Origin of the sequence: Methylobacterium sp. WL1 (assembly GCF_008000895.1) — a bacterium.
In the GTDB taxonomy this organism is placed as follows: Bacteria; Pseudomonadota; Alphaproteobacteria; order Rhizobiales; family Beijerinckiaceae; genus Methylobacterium.
Genome location: NZ_CP042823.1, coordinates 1,340,211 through 1,354,262, shown reverse-complemented (window position 1 = coordinate 1,354,262; position 14,052 = coordinate 1,340,211). Strand labels below are relative to the sequence as shown.

Genomic DNA, 14,052 nt, shown 5'->3' with positions numbered 1-14,052 from the left:
GATGCGACGTGCATCCGGGGAGGGACGTATGGCCGGTAACGGGATCGCTGCGGGGATCGCGGGCCGCATTTTTGGAGCGTTGCTGGCCGTTCAGGGCACGATCCTGGCCGCGCTGCCGGTGCGGGCCGAGGCGCCCGCCCCCGGGCCGGTCACCCGGGCGAGTTATTTCTACATCGGCGGGCGGTATCAGAAGCTCGGCGACAAGACCGTGATGGTCGGCCAGATGTTCGTTCAGGCGCGTGCGCCGGCCGAGATCACCCAGCCCTACCCGGTGGTGATGGTGCACGGTCTCGCCCAGACCGGAGTGAACTTCCTGGCCACCCCGGACGGCCGGCCGGGCTGGGTGCAGCGCTTCGTCGAGAAGGGCTATCAGGTTTACGTGGTCGATCAGGTCGGACGCGGGCGTTCGGGCACCAACCCGGAGGTCTACGGCCCCTACGACCGGCTCGGCACCCGCACCCTCGAGAAGATCTACACGGCACCGGAGGTCTACGACCTGTTCCCGCAGGCGAAGCTCCACACGCAATGGCCGGGCGGTACCGGGGTGCAGGGCAATGCCGGGTTCGACCAGTTCTTCGCCAGCCAGGTCCCGTTCCTGGCCAACAGCCAGCAGACCGAGGAACTCGTCGCCCCGGCCCTGCTCGCGCTCCTGGAGAAGGTCGGGCCGGCGATCCTGCTCACGCATGGCCAGGGCGCCCTGTTCGGCTGGGCGGCCTCGGATGCGCGGCCCGATCTGGTGAAGGCCCACGTCACCGTGGAGCCGAACGGGCCGCCCTTCTTCGACGTGCAGTTCCGCGGCGGCAAGGAGTTCTGGGAGAAGTCCGGCGACGGCCGCGCCCGCGCCTATGGGTTGACCCGCATGCCCCTGACCTTCGATCCGCCGGTCAAGGCGCCGGAGGATCTGATGGTGGCGCAGCAGGCGAAAGGATCCGATGCCAAGGCGGCGGAGGGCCAGATCCGCTGCTGGCTGCAGGCCGAGCCGGCCCGGACCCTGCCGAACCTCGCCAAGGTGCCGGCCGCATTGGTGACCGCCGAGGCCTCGTTCCACGCCACCTACGATGCCTGCACGGTCGCATTCCTGACCCAGGCCGGCGCCAAGCCCGACGCGATCCGGCTGGCCGAGCGGGGCCTTCACGGCAACGGCCACATGGTGATGCTCGAGTCCAACAGCGACGCCGTGGCGGATGCCGTGGCCGCCTGGATCGCGGGCCGCGTGAAGTAGCCGCCTCGGGATCAGGCGCCGCGGTGCGTCCCCCGGCGTCCACAGGCATTTCCGCCGCAGCGTTGGCGACAGCGCCCTCCCCGCTCTGGCGGCCCCTCCATCGCTGCGTGTTGAAACCGCAACAGCATTCGCCTTCCGCGCGCGACCCGCTTGCGGCCAAGCGTGGCGGATCGTACTGAAAGTTGTAGAAACCTCAATAATAACAGCAGTTTATCACAATTCTAAAGAGCGGGGCAGCCCCGCCGGGCCCGTCCCGGCGCATGCGGGCGGCTGCCCGAAGCGTCGTGCAGGGCCCAGTCAGATGCCAGTCGTTCACCCCGTCCCGGCGCCCTGCGCGCCCGCCGCGCCGGCGCCTTCCTGGCCGGCGCCTTCCTGGCCGGCGCCTCCCTGGCCGTTCTGGCGCAGGTCGTCCCGGCCCTCTCCCAGGACGCGACGCCGCCGCGCCGCGGCATCGCCAATCCACCCGCCGGGGGCAGCGTGCGGCTCGACGAGATCAGCGTCGAGAGCCGTGGGGGCGGCCCGGTCCAGGCGGGGCGCTCCAATACGGCCTCGCGCAGCGTGGAGAGCCCGACCGGCCCAATCGACGGGTTCGTGGCGAAGCGCTCGAACACCGCGACGAAGACCAACACCCCGCTGATCGAGGCGCCGCAATCGATCACCGTGATCGGGCGCCAGCAGCTCGACGCCCAGAACGCCCAGACTTTGACCCAGGCCACCCAGTACGTCGCGGGGGCCTATGGCGGCGTGTTCGGCGCGGATTCGCGCATCGACTACCTCACCCTGCGCGGCTTCGTGGTGAGCGATTTCGGCATCTACCGGGACGGGCTGCAGCAGCTGAACTACGGCTTCGGCTACTTCAAGACCAACACGTTCGGGCTCGAGCGCATCGAGGTGCTGCGCGGCCCCGCGGCGGTCCTGTTCGGGGCCGGCAGCCCCGGCGGCATCGTCAACCAGGTCACCAAGCGCCCGACGCTCGATCCGTTCGGCTATGCCGAGGTCGGCGGCGGCTCGTTCGGCCAGAAATACGCCGCCTTCGACTTCGGCGGCCCGGCCGACCAGGAGGGCCACTGGTTCTACCGGCTGACCGGCTACGGCCGCCAGGGCGGGACGCAGGTCGAGGGCGCCCCGGACGACAGCTTCTACATCGCACCGGCCGTCACCTATAAGCCGGACGGGGCGACGCGCTTCACCTTCCTGTCGAGCTTCCAGCACGACAACACCGCGGTGACGTCGAATTTCCTGCCGTATCTCGGGACCGTGCGGCCCAACGCCTCCGGGCTTCGGATCCCGCGCTCGCTCAACGTCGGCGATGCCGGCTTCAACACCTTCCAGCGCGACCAGGCGTTCCTGGGCTACGAGTTCGAGCACGACTTCAACGAGACGTGGACCTTCCGGCAGAACCTCCGGTACTCGTTCCTCAAGAGCTTCCAGAACTCGGATATCGGCCAGCTCGGCTACAGCAACCCGGCCCAGACGCTGCTCGCCCGCTACCAGTTCCGCGACAGCGCCAAGGTCAACCTGTTCCAGGTCGACAACCAGGCCGAGGCGCGGTTCTTCGATGGATACTTCCGTCACGACCTGCTGATGGGCTTGGACTACAAGGATTACCGCCTGAACGACAACCAGGCGTCGCTGTTCCCCGCGAGCGACCTGAACATCCTGGCCCCGGTCTACGGCCTGCCCACCGGGACGCCGTCGCCGTACCTGATCAATTCCGACGCGTTCAAGCAGCTCGGCCTCTACCTGCAGGACCAGATCAAGGTCACCGACCGGCTCACCCTGCTGGTCGGCGGCCGCCAGGACTTCGCGGACAACCGGGTGGTCGACAAGCTCAACAACGGTCTGGGCAACAACGGCCGCAGCGACAACGGCACGACCTACCGGACCGCACTGATCTACAACTTCGACAACGGGCTCGCCCCCTATGTCAGCCTCTCGACCTCGTTCCAGCCGCTGATCGGCACCGACATCAACAACCAGACCTTCAAGCCCGAGACCGGCAAGCAGGTGGAGGGCGGCGTCAAGTTCGAGCCCCCGGGCCAGGGCTACTTCCTCACCCTGGCGGGCTTCGACATCCACCGCCAGAACGTGCTGACCGCCAATCCCGGCAACCCGCTGTTCAACGCCCAGCTGGCCGAGGTGCGGTCCACAGGCTTCGAGGCCCAGCTGGTCGCGAGCCTGGCCGAGGGCCTCAACGTGGCGGCCTCGTACACGATCTATGGGCTGACCAACGAGCGGGGCGGCCCGGAGCTGATCGGCAAGGTCCCGGTCAACATCCCGGAGAACTTCGCCAACGTGTTCGTCGACTACACCATCCCGAACGGCGACCTGCGCGGCTTCGGCTTCGGTGGTGGCGTGCGCTACGTCGGGCGGTCCTTCGCCGACGTCGGCAACACCCTGCGGGTGCCGGACTACGTGCTGTTCGACGCGCAGGTCCACTACGACTGGGAGCGCTGGCGCCTGCAGGTCAACGCGACGAATATCGGCGACCGCCGCTTCGTCTCGTCCTGCCAGACCTCGACCTCCTGCTTCTACGGCGACGCGAGGCGGGTCCTGGCGAGCGTGAGCTACAAGTGGTGAGACGCGGGCCGCGCGTGGCCTGAGTCACGCGCGGCGGGATCGTGAAGGCGGGGCGACCGGGCCAGCCGCGATGCGGAAGGCCTGGGCTCAGCGGCCGTGGCGGCGCATCATGTGGCGGCGATGGTGCCGGCGCATCATGTGATGGCGGCTCCGCATCACGCCCCGGGAGGACATCCGGGCACCGCGGTGCATGCCACCGAAATTGCCGTTGCCGGTGGCGGCAGCGTTCCGGTCGAGGCCGTCGCCCGGGGCGGCGAGGCTCGGGCTGGCGGCGCCCAGGACGAGGCCGAGCGCGAGGGTCGCGCCGAGGAGGATCTTGTTCATGGGGTCCGGTCCCTTCGCGACCCTGCGCCGCGCCGACCGAACGGATCAGTGATGCGCAAGTTCCGGGCCGTCAGGCGGCCGGACCCTCCACGATCGCGAACAGGGCGGGCTGCACGTCCTTCGCGTCCGGCACCGGGACCGCCCGGATGCGCGATGGCAGCGGCCCTCCGAGCAGATCCAGGAAATCCCCCGAGGCGGCGATCTCGAGCTCGGCGGCCTTGGCCCGGGCCTCGAGGCGCGACAGGGCGTTCATGGCGGGGCCCAGCACGGTGTACTCGGCCCGCACCCCGTCGTCGAACACGCCGACCAGGAGGTCGCCGGCATGCAGGGCGACCACCACCCGCAGGGTGAACATCCCTGCCTCGGCCCGCGCTTCGTTGAGGGCGGCGATCCGGTCCTGGAGCGACAGGGCGCAGGCCAGCGCCGCACGGGCCTGCGCGCGCGGTCGGCCGACCACGAACTGCACCAGCACGGCGTCGCCGACATACTTGTCCACGAGGCCGCCCTGCTCGGCCACCGCGGCCTGGGCGGCCGCCCGGACGGCGAGCAGGGCCGTCACCATCGCCTCGGGCGGATGCTCCCGGCTCAACCGGGAGAAGCCGCGGATGTCCAGCACCATCAGGCAGGCATGGCGCCGGTGGATGCCCATGGCGGCGTCGGCGTCCTCCGCGGCGAGGTCCAGGGCGACCGTGTCGGGCACGAAGCGCGCGAGCTGGGCGCGCTCGTGCTCCATGCGCAGGGCCCGGGTGACCGCTTCGCGCAGGCGGGTCATGCCGTCGACCACGAGCAGCCCGGCCGCCACGAAGGTGGCGAGCCCGGTGACCTGCGCGGTCGGGAACGAATCCGGCCCCGGGAACAGCCCGGGATCGGCCAGCCCGACCAGGAAGGCCGCGCTCCAGCACGCCGTCACCACCCCGCAGAACAGCAGGGTCTGGGCGACCCGCATGCTCAGGCCGGTCTGGAGCAGGAGCAGGAAGGCCGGCAGGCGGCTCACCGCGTCGGCGCCGAGGCCGGCCCCGCCGCCGGCCAGCATGTGTTCGATGATCACGTAGACGGCGAGCCCGGCGTTGAGCAGCGTCCCGGCCCAGCTGTAGGCCGCCGCCGCGGGGCCGCCGCCCCGCTCCCCGAGCCCGAACCAGATCGTGCCGACGCCGTAGAGGCCGAGGATGAACCAGTGGCTGAAGGCGTGCAGCGAGCCGTCATAAGCCTGGGCCGCCATCAGCAGCACCAGCACGATCACGATCCGCAGCCCGAGCAGCCGCAGCCCGCCGCCCGCCTGCATGGCGCGCAGGACCGCGGCGTCGTCCTGGCTCGTCTCCGCCTTGCGCGCAGAGAGGTCCCGGGCGGGCTCGGGGGCGCAAAGCGGTTGGGTCCGGGCGCCGCCCGTGGCCATCACGCGCCCCGGTCGAGGCGCCGGGCCGCGCTGAAGCGGTTGAGGAAGCGCGGCTCCTTCTCGGGGGCGATCCGGATCGCGAGGTGCACGGTGCCGTCGGCTTCCGCGCGCCGATCCAGGATCTCGGCGTTCTCGTAGAGCCAATTGAGCGCCGCCCCGTCCTCGGGGGGCAGCGACACCGCGAAGCTCGTCCGGTGGCGGCCGATCCGCGCCTCGATCCGGGCGGTGAGCGCGGCGAGCCCCTCGCCGGTCAGCGCCGAGACCAGAACCGGCGCGTCGCTGTCGCGGTCGTTGCGGGCCTTGGCCTGGCCGCTGAGGTTCATCAGCCGGGTGCGCTCGTCGTCGTCGAGCAGATCGGACTTGTTCCAGACCTCGATGATCCGCTCGGCCGTGGTCTCGATGCCGAGCTCGCGCAGCACCTCGCCGACATCCTCGGCCTGGGCCTCGGAATCGACGTGGCTGACGTCGCGCACGTGCAGCAGCACGTCGGCCTCGATCGCGTCCTCCAGGGTCGCCCGGAACGCCGCGATCAGGGCGGTCGGCAGGTCGGAGATGAAGCCCACCGTGTCCGACAGGATCACGGTCTCGCCGTGGGGCAGCTTGGTCGCGCGCGCGGTCGGGTCGAGGGTGGCGAACAGCATGTCCTTGGCGGTGACCTCGGCGCTGGTCAGGGTGTTGAACAGGCTCGACTTTCCGGCATTGGTGTAGCCCACCAGCGCGACGATCGGGTACGGGACCCGGGCCCGGCTCTGCCGGTGCAGGCCGCGGGTCCGCACCACCGCGTCGAGGTCGCGCTCGATCCGGGTCATGCGCTCCTGGATCATGCGCCGGTCGGCTTCGATCTGGGTTTCGCCGGGGCCGCCCAGGAAGCCGAAGCCGCCGCGTTGGCGCTCCAAGTGGGTCCAGGACCGGACGAGGCGGGACTTCTGGTAGGCGAGGTGGGCGTGCTCGACCTGAAGCGTGCCCTCGCGGGTCGAGGCGCGCCGGCCGAAGATCTCGAGGATCAGGCCGGTGCGGTCGATGACCTTGGCGCCCCATGCCTTCTCGAGGTTGCGCTGCTGCACCGGCGAGAGCGCGCAATCCATCACCACGAGACCGATCTCGCCGGCCCGGATCATTCCGGCGATCTCCTCGACCCGGCCCTTGCCGAGATAGGTCGAGGGGCGGATGCGCGGCAGGCTGACCGCGAGGCTCTCGACCACGTCGAGCTCGATCGCGGCGGCGAGTCCGGTCGCCTCGTCGAGGCGCGCCTCCACCGAGCGGGTCGGCTGGGCGGGCCCGTGACCCGGTCCCCCGGGCCCGGGGGCGCCGCGGGCCAGATAGGGCCCGATCACCAAGGTGTGGGTCGCCGCGGCGATCTCGCCCTCGGGCGCGGCCTGTGCCTGGAGCCGGGCCTCGCCGGACGTCAGCGTCTCACTCATGCAACCTTTAACGCCGCCCGCGCGCCGGCAGCTTCGTTCGAGAATTCGGATTTTCGAGATGGGGATTGGGCGGGGCCGGGCCAAGGTGCCGGGCTTCAAGATGCCGGGCTTCAAGATGCCAGGATTCGAGAGGTTGGGATCGGAGAGCCCGTTCGACCGGGGAACTCCGTGTTCCTCGTCCTCCGCCTGCGGAGGAGGGATGCCTGCGAAGCGGGTCGGAAGAGGGAAGCAACGCTTCCGGAAAGGCAGTGTCCGGCGTGAAATCACGAACCGTCGCGCTGCCCCCTTGCGGGACTTCGTCCCGACCCGAGCCGGGCTGACGGCCGGCCCATCCCCGCAGAGGGGAGAGGAGCAGAGGGGAGAGGAATGGCGCCTGTCATCTCCGGGCTTGAGCTGGTCCCGATCACAATGCGATCGGGGCCAGCTCTAAGGCCTTGATGTAACGCGCTCGCTTACGCCGGACCGGCCTCCACGTCGGCGGCGGGCGCTCTAGGCGCCCTCTCCAGCCTTGGCATGATCCGGAACGCGATCTGTCGATCCGCCAGCCTACTCCGCAAGTCCACAGAGGAAGACAGGCAAAGCCGCCCTCCCCCACAAGACAATCACGCCTTCTCGGCGGTCTCGTCCGGCTCGAACAGCTGCACCGGGTGGCCCGGCATGATCGTGGAGATCGCGTGCTTGTAGACGAGCTGCGAATGGCCGTCCCGGCGCAGCAGCACGCAGAAATTGTCGAACCAGGTGACCACACCCTGGAGCTTGACGCCGTTGACGAGGAAGATGGTCAGCGGGATCTTGTTCTTGCGGACATGATTGAGGAACGTGTCCTGAAGGTTTTGTGCGCGTTCGCCCGCCATCTTTTTTGCCTTTTTGTTGTCCCGGCGCGAAAGGCTCGGGTTGGGTACGCGACGTCGGAATCTGTCACGTGGTTGGGGCCGTCACGTGCGGGATCGTCCGATCATCCCGCACGGACCGAGTCTACAGCATGACGGCGTGAAAGCCCGGGGGCAAGCAAGCCCCGTTCCGCCCGATCCGTGACGGATCGGCGTCAGTTTCACGGTTCGTCCCCCGTCTCCGCCCCCTCTCGGCCCGGCGTGCTACGGGCCGATGCCCAGGGACTTCAGCTTGCGGTGCAGCGCCGAGCGCTCCATCCCGATGAACTCGGCGGTGCGCGAGATGTTGCCCGAGAACCGCGCGATCTGCGCCACGAGGTACTCGCGCTCGAAGATCTCGCGCGCCTCGCGCAGGGCCAGGCTCATCAGCTTCTCGCCGCCTGCCCCCCCCGGGGTGGTCGGCACCAGGGCGCCGATCTCGGAGGGCAGCATCTCGGAGGTGACCTCCTGGTCCGGGTCGGCCTGGGTCAGGATCATCAGCCGCTCGACGTTGTTCTTGAGCTGGCGGACGTTGCCCGGCCAGTTGTGCGACTGGAGCACCGCCATCGCGTCCTCGGCGATCACGCGCTTGGGCAGGCCGGTCTGGGACGAGATGTTGTCCATGAAGAACTGGATCAGCTCGGGCACGTCCTCCCGGCGCTCCGACAGGGCCGGCACGCGCACCGGCACCACCGAGAGCCGGTGGAACAGGTCCTCGCGGAAGCGGCCCGCGGCGATTTCCTCGGCCAGATCCCGCGACGAGGACGAGATGATCCGGACATCCACGTGGACCCGGGTTGTGCCGCCGACGCGCTGGAAATTCTGGTCGACCAGGACGCGCAGGATCCGGTTCTGGCTCTCGCGCGGCATGTCGGCGACCTCGTCGAGGTAGAGGGTGCCGCCATGGGCCTCCTCCAGGGCACCGACCCGCCGGCCGGACTCGCCCTCGACCCCGAACAGCTCCGCCTCCATGGTCTCGGGCAGGATCGCGGCCGCGTTGAGCAGCACGAACGGGCCGTTGGCGCGGGCCGAGGCCTTGTGCAGGCTGCGCGCCGCGAGTTCCTTGCCGGAGCCCAGCGCCCCGGTGATCATCACCCGGGCGTTGGTCGGCGCGACCCGGTCGATGGTCTGGCGGAGCTGGTTGATCGCCAGCGAGCCGCCGACGATGCGGTTGGGATTCCCGGAGCGCGCCGTCAGGTCGCGGACCTCGCGCCGGAGCCGGGAGGCTTCCAGCGCCCGCTCGGCCACCAGGATCAGCCGGTCGGCCTTGAACGGCTTCTCGATGAAGTCGTAGGCCCCCGCTTTGATGGCCGAGACCGCGGTCTCGATGTTGCCGTGGCCCGAGATCATCACCACCGGCAGGTCGGGATTGGCGGCCTTGATCAGGTCGAGCACCTGCAGGCCGTCGAGGCGCGAGCCCTGCAGCCAGATGTCCAGGAACACCAGGTGGGGCCGGCGCGCCTCGATGGCGGCGAGCGCCTCGTCGGAGCCTCCGGCCGTGCGGCAGCGGTGGCCCTCGTCGTCGAGGATGCCCGCCACGAGGTCGCGGATGTCGGCCTCGTCGTCGACAATCAGGATATCGGCGCTCATGCGTGCATCTCCGCGATCCGGGGGGCCGTCGGTGCGGCGCCCTTCTCCTCTGTCGTGACGGGGCTGGTCTCGGGGCCGGACGGCTCGGGCCCGTGCTCGCGCGGGACCCGCATCTGCACCTGCCCGCCACGGCCGGCGGGGTTGTCGTTCAGCGCGATCCCGCCGCCGTGCTCCTCAAGCACCTTGCTGACGATAGCAAGTCCCAGCCCGGTGCCACCTTCGCGTGTGGTCATGTAGGGCTCGAGCAGCCGCTGGCGCCCCTCCACCGGAAAACCCTTGCCGTTGTCGGTCACCGTGATGACCGCGAAGCCGTCCTCGACCGCGAGACCGAGCGCGATCTTGCCCTTGCCGAGCTCGTCCGCCGGCACCTCGGCCACCGCCTCGACGGCGTTCTTCAGGATGTTGGTGATCACCTGGCTGAGCAGCCTGATGTCGAAGGCCGCCACGATCTTCTCCGCGTTGCCCGCCCCGCCCTGCGCCGAGAACGCGAAATCGATGTCCGGGTGCGCCACGCGCATCATGAACAGGTTCTGCTTGGCGATCTCAGTGAGGTCGTTCGGCGCGATGGCCGGCTTCGGCATCCGGGCGAAGGCCGAGAACTCGTCGACCATGCGCTTGATCTCGTCCACTTGGCGCACGATCGTGGCGGTGCACTGGTCGAACACCTCCTTGTCGGCGGTGATGACCTTGCCGTACTTGCGCCGGATGCGCTCGGCGGAGAGTTGGATCGGGGTCAGGGGGTTCTTGATCTCGTGGGCGATGCGGCGGGCGACGTCGCCCCAGGCGGAGCTGCGCTGCGCCTGGACGAGGTCGGTGATGTCGTCAAGGGTCACCACCGAGCCGCGCGACGTCCCCTGGGCCTGCTCGCTCGTGACCCGCACGGTCACGGTGCGCTCGCCCCGCGACCGGGTGAGCTGGAGTTGCTGCTGCTGGAGGGCGCGCGGGCGGTTCTCGCTCTCGGCGAGCACGGGGGCGAGCTCCGGCACCGCGCGGGCCAGCGGCTGGCCGATCAGGGTCTCGCTCTCCAGGTCGAGCATCCGCTCGGCGGCCGGGTTGGCGATGGTGACGAAGCCCGCCGCGTCGAGGCCGATCACCCCGGGCGAGACCCCCGACAGAACGGCCTCCGTGAAGCGGCGGCGGGTGTCGATCAGGTCGTTGGCGGCGATCAGGCCGGTATGCTGGCGGCGCAGCTCCTGCGTCATCTTGTTGAACGCCTCGCCGAGATGGGCCAGGTCGCCGCTGGTCTTCTTGGTCGGCACCTGGGCGTAGAAGTTGCCGGACGCGACCTGGTCGGCGGCGTTGATCAGCCGCCGGATCGGCGCCACGAACCGGTTGGCGAAGTTCATCCCGAACCACACCGCCGACAGCAGCGCGATCAGGGCGATCAGCAGGAACACCGACGCGAAGGTGATCTGGATCGAGCGCCGGAGCGAATCGTAGGTCAGGTACTCGGCCGCCGCCGCTCGGGAGACGCCCGGGAATTCGATGGCCAGCTGGCTGACCTCCCGCTGCACCATCAGCACCGCGTCGTCGTAGGCCGGCATCCGCAGGAGCGCGGCGAAGACGCGGCCCTCCGAAGGCAGCAGGCAGATCGGGTCGGTCGATGTCGCCGCCTCCTCGAAGGCCGCCGCCGAGGGCAGCCGCACCTGCTTGAGCACGTCGATCTTGGCCCGGGCGACCACGTCGGTGGGCCCGCGCATGATCTGCGCCACCGGCAGGCCGAGATTGGTCGCCCGCGTGGTCAGGAAGTTCTCGAACCAGGCCCGGTCCCGGTCGAAGTTCGGGCGCGCCCGGGTCAGGTCGTCCACCAGGATGCGGATCTCCCGGGCGAGCGACTGGCACTGGTTCTCCTGGTAGGCGTCGGCCACCTCGACGGATTTGAGCACCACGTCGCGGACCCGGTCGGTGAAGCCGAGCGACAGGCCCCGGTCGATGGTCACCGACGCCACCACGGCCAGCAGCACGGTGGGCAGGATCGCGATCAGCGAGAACAGGCCGACGATGCGCGAGTGCAGCCGGGCCACCGCAGCGTTGGCCTTGCGGGCGTGCAGGAAGACCCGCGCCTCCCAGGCGATGACGAAGACCAGCCCGAGCACCAGGACGGCGTTGATGCCGAGCAGCGTGACGCCGTAGGCCGGCGTCGGGGTCACCCGGATCACCCCGGCCAGGATCAGGAAGGTCGCCAGCGCCGAGATCAGCGCGGTCACCACCACGGCGGCGCCGATCCAGCCCGGCCCGCGCGGCCCGGGCCGCAGCGATTCCGCGAGCGGCGTGCTCAGCTCCTGGGACTGCGGCGAATCCGGTGTGGTCTCCTGGGATGCTGCTTGGGATGCCGCTTCTTGGGATGCGGTCTCTTGGCCCGCATCCCCCGCGGTATCCTCGCCCGCCCAATCGCCTGCCCCCTCGCCCGGCGGCTCAGCGGACGACGGTGCAGCCCCCTCGGGGGCCGGCGCAGGGCCTTCCACAGGCTTTGAGCGTCGCAGGAACGGCATGACTGGTGCAGGGCCACAACAGTGTGGCGGAATTAATACGAATCGCGGCGTCAGGGCGGCGACCGGTGATCCATTCCGCCGCAGAGCATCCTGCTTGACCCCGCCGGAAGTGGCCCGTACCCCCGCCCTCGGAGGCGAACGGGGTCTGGTGGCCCCCCTGGTCTTCAAAACCAGTGGTACGCCAACAGCGTACGGTGGGTTCGATTCCCATCCGCTTCCGCCAAATCCGCTTCCGCGAAACTCCGCCGCCCACCGGCGCGCGGATCGGCGATCGTCCGCTGCGATCGCGGTCAGGGCCGCCGTCACCGTGGCTGCGCTCGACGCTGCGCCCAAGCGCCTGCGCTCCCGTCCCTGTCGGCGGTCGTCGCGGGCTCTTTGACACCGGACCGGCTTGCGCGACTCGCGCCAGGGTGGTCCGATCCGGATGAGGCGCTCGCAGAAGTTCGCCCAAAAATCCGGAGGAGACCCGCCATGCTGTCACGCCGGCAAACGCTCGCCCTCGCCCTCGCCAACGGCCTCGCCCTGACCGACACGGCGGCCCGGGCCGCGGGACAGGCCACCGCGCCGACCGCCAGGAGCCCGGTCTCGTTCGAGGTCCCACCGGGGGCCTGCGACTGCCACGTCCACGTCATCCCCGATCCGGCCAGGTTCCCGTTCTGGGCGGGGCGCGGCTACACCCCGCCGGTCGATCCGCCCGAGAGCCTGCTCGCGCTCCAGCACGCGCTCAAGCTCGACCGGGTCGTGATCGTGACGCCCAGCGTCTACGGCACCGACAACGCCGCCACCCTCGACGGACTGCGCCTGCTCGGCCCGAAGCGCGCCCGCGGCGTTGCGGTGATCGGGCCCGGGACCACCCCGGCCGAGCTCGACGCGCTGGCCCAAGCCGGCATCCGCGGGATCCGGGTCAACCTGGAGCAGGCCGGCGTGTTCGATCCGGCGGCCTCGGCCAAGGCTCTGGAGAGCGCCGTCCAGCAGATCGGGCAGCGGCCCTGGCACCTCCAGGTCTATGCCCGCCTGTCGGTGATCGGCCCGCTGAAGCCGCAGCTGGCCGCCCTGCCGGTGCCGGTGGTGTTCGACCACTTCGCCGGCGCGCAGGCGGCCCTCGGCCCCGACCAGCCGGGCTTCGGCGACGTGCTCGACCTCGTGCGCGGTGGAAAGGCCTGGGTGAAGCTGTCGGGCGCCTACCGCGCCTCGACCCGGGCGCCCGACTATCCCGACGTGGCCCCGCTGGCCCGGGCCCTCGTGGCGGCGAACCCGGAGCGGCTGGTCTGGGGCAGCGACTGGCCGCATCCGGACAGCACGCCCAAGCCCGGCCGCAAGCCCACGGACCTCGCGCCCGCGCAGGACATCGATGACGGCCGCCTGCTCGACCTGCTCGCCACCTGGGTGCCCGAGCGCGCCACCCGTGACAGGATCCTTGTCGAGAATCCAAAGCGGTTATACGACTTCTGAGCGAAATGCGCGGGGGCGGATGCGCCCGGACCGAGAACCCGGTCCCGGAATCGCCCAGCCGGCCGTGCGCCCTGGAGGAGACTGCGATGCAGGGCCTGGAGCATCGTCCCGAACGCTGGCTGCCGGCGTTCGGAACACGTCCCCGCGGACGCGGGGACCGTTGGTTCGGGCCGGGATCCGCCGTCCGGGATACGGCCGGAGAACGGGTCGGCCGACCGGCTGCGGCCGACCAAATCCTCGATTTCGCCTCCGGCCGCGCGCGGGGCCTGCTCGGCCTGCTGACGGCCCTGGCCGTCCTGGGCGCCGCCGCCATCGCGGCGCGGGGGCCCGGCACGGCCGTCGATCCCGATCTCGTGCGGGTGCTCCGCTTCATGGCATTGATGAAGGGTGGCTTCGCGCTGGCGGCCTTCGTGGGCTGCTTCTGGCGCCTCGCCCGGCCCGCCGGCCCATGGCGCACGCCGATCTACGTCGTCGGGCCGCCGCTCATGGCGGCGGGCGCGATCGGGCTCTGGTCGGTCCAGGGCCTCCCGCTCGCGGCGGGCCTGCATCTCGGGCTGCTCGCGGTGCTGGCCGCCGCCCTGACCGATCCCGCGTTCCTGCCCGACCTGTCGCGCCTCGGCCCGGGCCGCCGATGAGGCGCCGGTCCCCCAACCCGAATCGCCCCGTCCGGCTCGAAAACGGAACGGCGGATCCGCCGGCCCGTTTCCCC

General features: G+C 70.5%; 10 protein-coding genes and 1 tRNA gene. 5 read left to right on the top strand and 6 right to left on the bottom strand.

Annotation, left to right across the window (positions count from 1 at the left end; genetic code table 11):
- Window positions 1–28 precede the first annotated feature (28 nt).
- Window positions 29–1,222, top strand: a complete 1,194-nt coding sequence (locus FVA80_RS06920) for an alpha/beta hydrolase (protein WP_147907818.1) — start codon at window positions 29–31, stop codon at window positions 1,220–1,222.
- 330 nt (window positions 1,223–1,552) lie between these two features.
- Window positions 1,553–3,802, top strand: a complete 2,250-nt coding sequence (locus FVA80_RS06915; protein WP_147907861.1) for a TonB-dependent siderophore receptor — start codon at window positions 1,553–1,555, stop codon at window positions 3,800–3,802.
- Between the two features lie 87 nt (window positions 3,803–3,889).
- Here the strand turns inward: FVA80_RS06915 and FVA80_RS06910 are convergent, their stop codons facing one another.
- The 6 genes from FVA80_RS06910 to FVA80_RS06885 all read right to left on the bottom strand — a co-directional run bounded on the left by FVA80_RS06910 (window position 3,890) and on the right by FVA80_RS06885 (window position 11,891).
- Window positions 3,890–4,126, bottom strand: a complete 237-nt coding sequence (locus FVA80_RS06910) for a hypothetical protein (protein WP_147907819.1) — start codon at window positions 4,124–4,126, stop codon at window positions 3,890–3,892.
- A 70-nt stretch (window positions 4,127–4,196) separates the two neighbouring features.
- The gene (locus FVA80_RS06905; protein ID WP_147907820.1) at window positions 4,197–5,519 is read right to left on the bottom strand and encodes an adenylate/guanylate cyclase domain-containing protein; all 1,323 of its coding nucleotides are present in this window, start codon (window positions 5,517–5,519) and stop codon (window positions 4,197–4,199) included.
- On the bottom strand, window positions 5,519–6,940 hold the full coding sequence (hflX, locus tag FVA80_RS06900) for a GTPase HflX (RefSeq protein ID WP_147907821.1): 1,422 nt from the start codon (window positions 6,938–6,940) through the stop codon (window positions 5,519–5,521). The genes FVA80_RS06905 and hflX overlap by 1 nt, the downstream gene beginning before the upstream one ends.
- Before the next feature lie 602 nt (window positions 6,941–7,542).
- Window positions 7,543–7,794: an RNA chaperone Hfq gene (gene hfq, locus FVA80_RS06895; RefSeq protein WP_007563033.1), complete on the bottom strand. Its 252-nt coding sequence runs from the start codon at window positions 7,792–7,794 to the stop codon at window positions 7,543–7,545.
- 240 nt (window positions 7,795–8,034) lie between these two features.
- On the bottom strand, window positions 8,035–9,399 hold the full coding sequence (locus tag FVA80_RS06890) for a sigma-54 dependent transcriptional regulator (RefSeq protein ID WP_147907822.1): 1,365 nt from the start codon (window positions 9,397–9,399) through the stop codon (window positions 8,035–8,037).
- The gene (locus FVA80_RS06885; RefSeq protein WP_147907823.1) at window positions 9,396–11,891 is read right to left on the bottom strand and encodes a PAS domain-containing sensor histidine kinase; all 2,496 of its coding nucleotides are present in this window, start codon (window positions 11,889–11,891) and stop codon (window positions 9,396–9,398) included. Before FVA80_RS06885 ends, FVA80_RS06890 begins: the two co-directional genes overlap by 4 nt.
- 130 nt (window positions 11,892–12,021) lie before the next feature.
- Between FVA80_RS06885 and FVA80_RS06880 the strand changes: the two genes are divergently transcribed.
- The 3 genes from FVA80_RS06880 (at window position 12,022) to FVA80_RS06870 (ending at window position 13,978) form a co-directional block, all read left to right on the top strand.
- Window positions 12,022–12,114 (top strand) — tRNA-Sec (locus FVA80_RS06880).
- Between the two features lie 248 nt (window positions 12,115–12,362).
- Entirely contained in the window at window positions 12,363–13,343 is a 981-nt protein-coding gene (locus tag FVA80_RS06875) for an amidohydrolase family protein (protein WP_147907824.1), read from the top strand.
- 86 nt (window positions 13,344–13,429) lie between these two features.
- On the top strand, window positions 13,430–13,978 hold the full coding sequence (locus tag FVA80_RS06870; protein WP_246692295.1) for a hypothetical protein: 549 nt from the start codon (window positions 13,430–13,432) through the stop codon (window positions 13,976–13,978).
- Window positions 13,979–14,052: the final 74 nt, after the last annotated feature.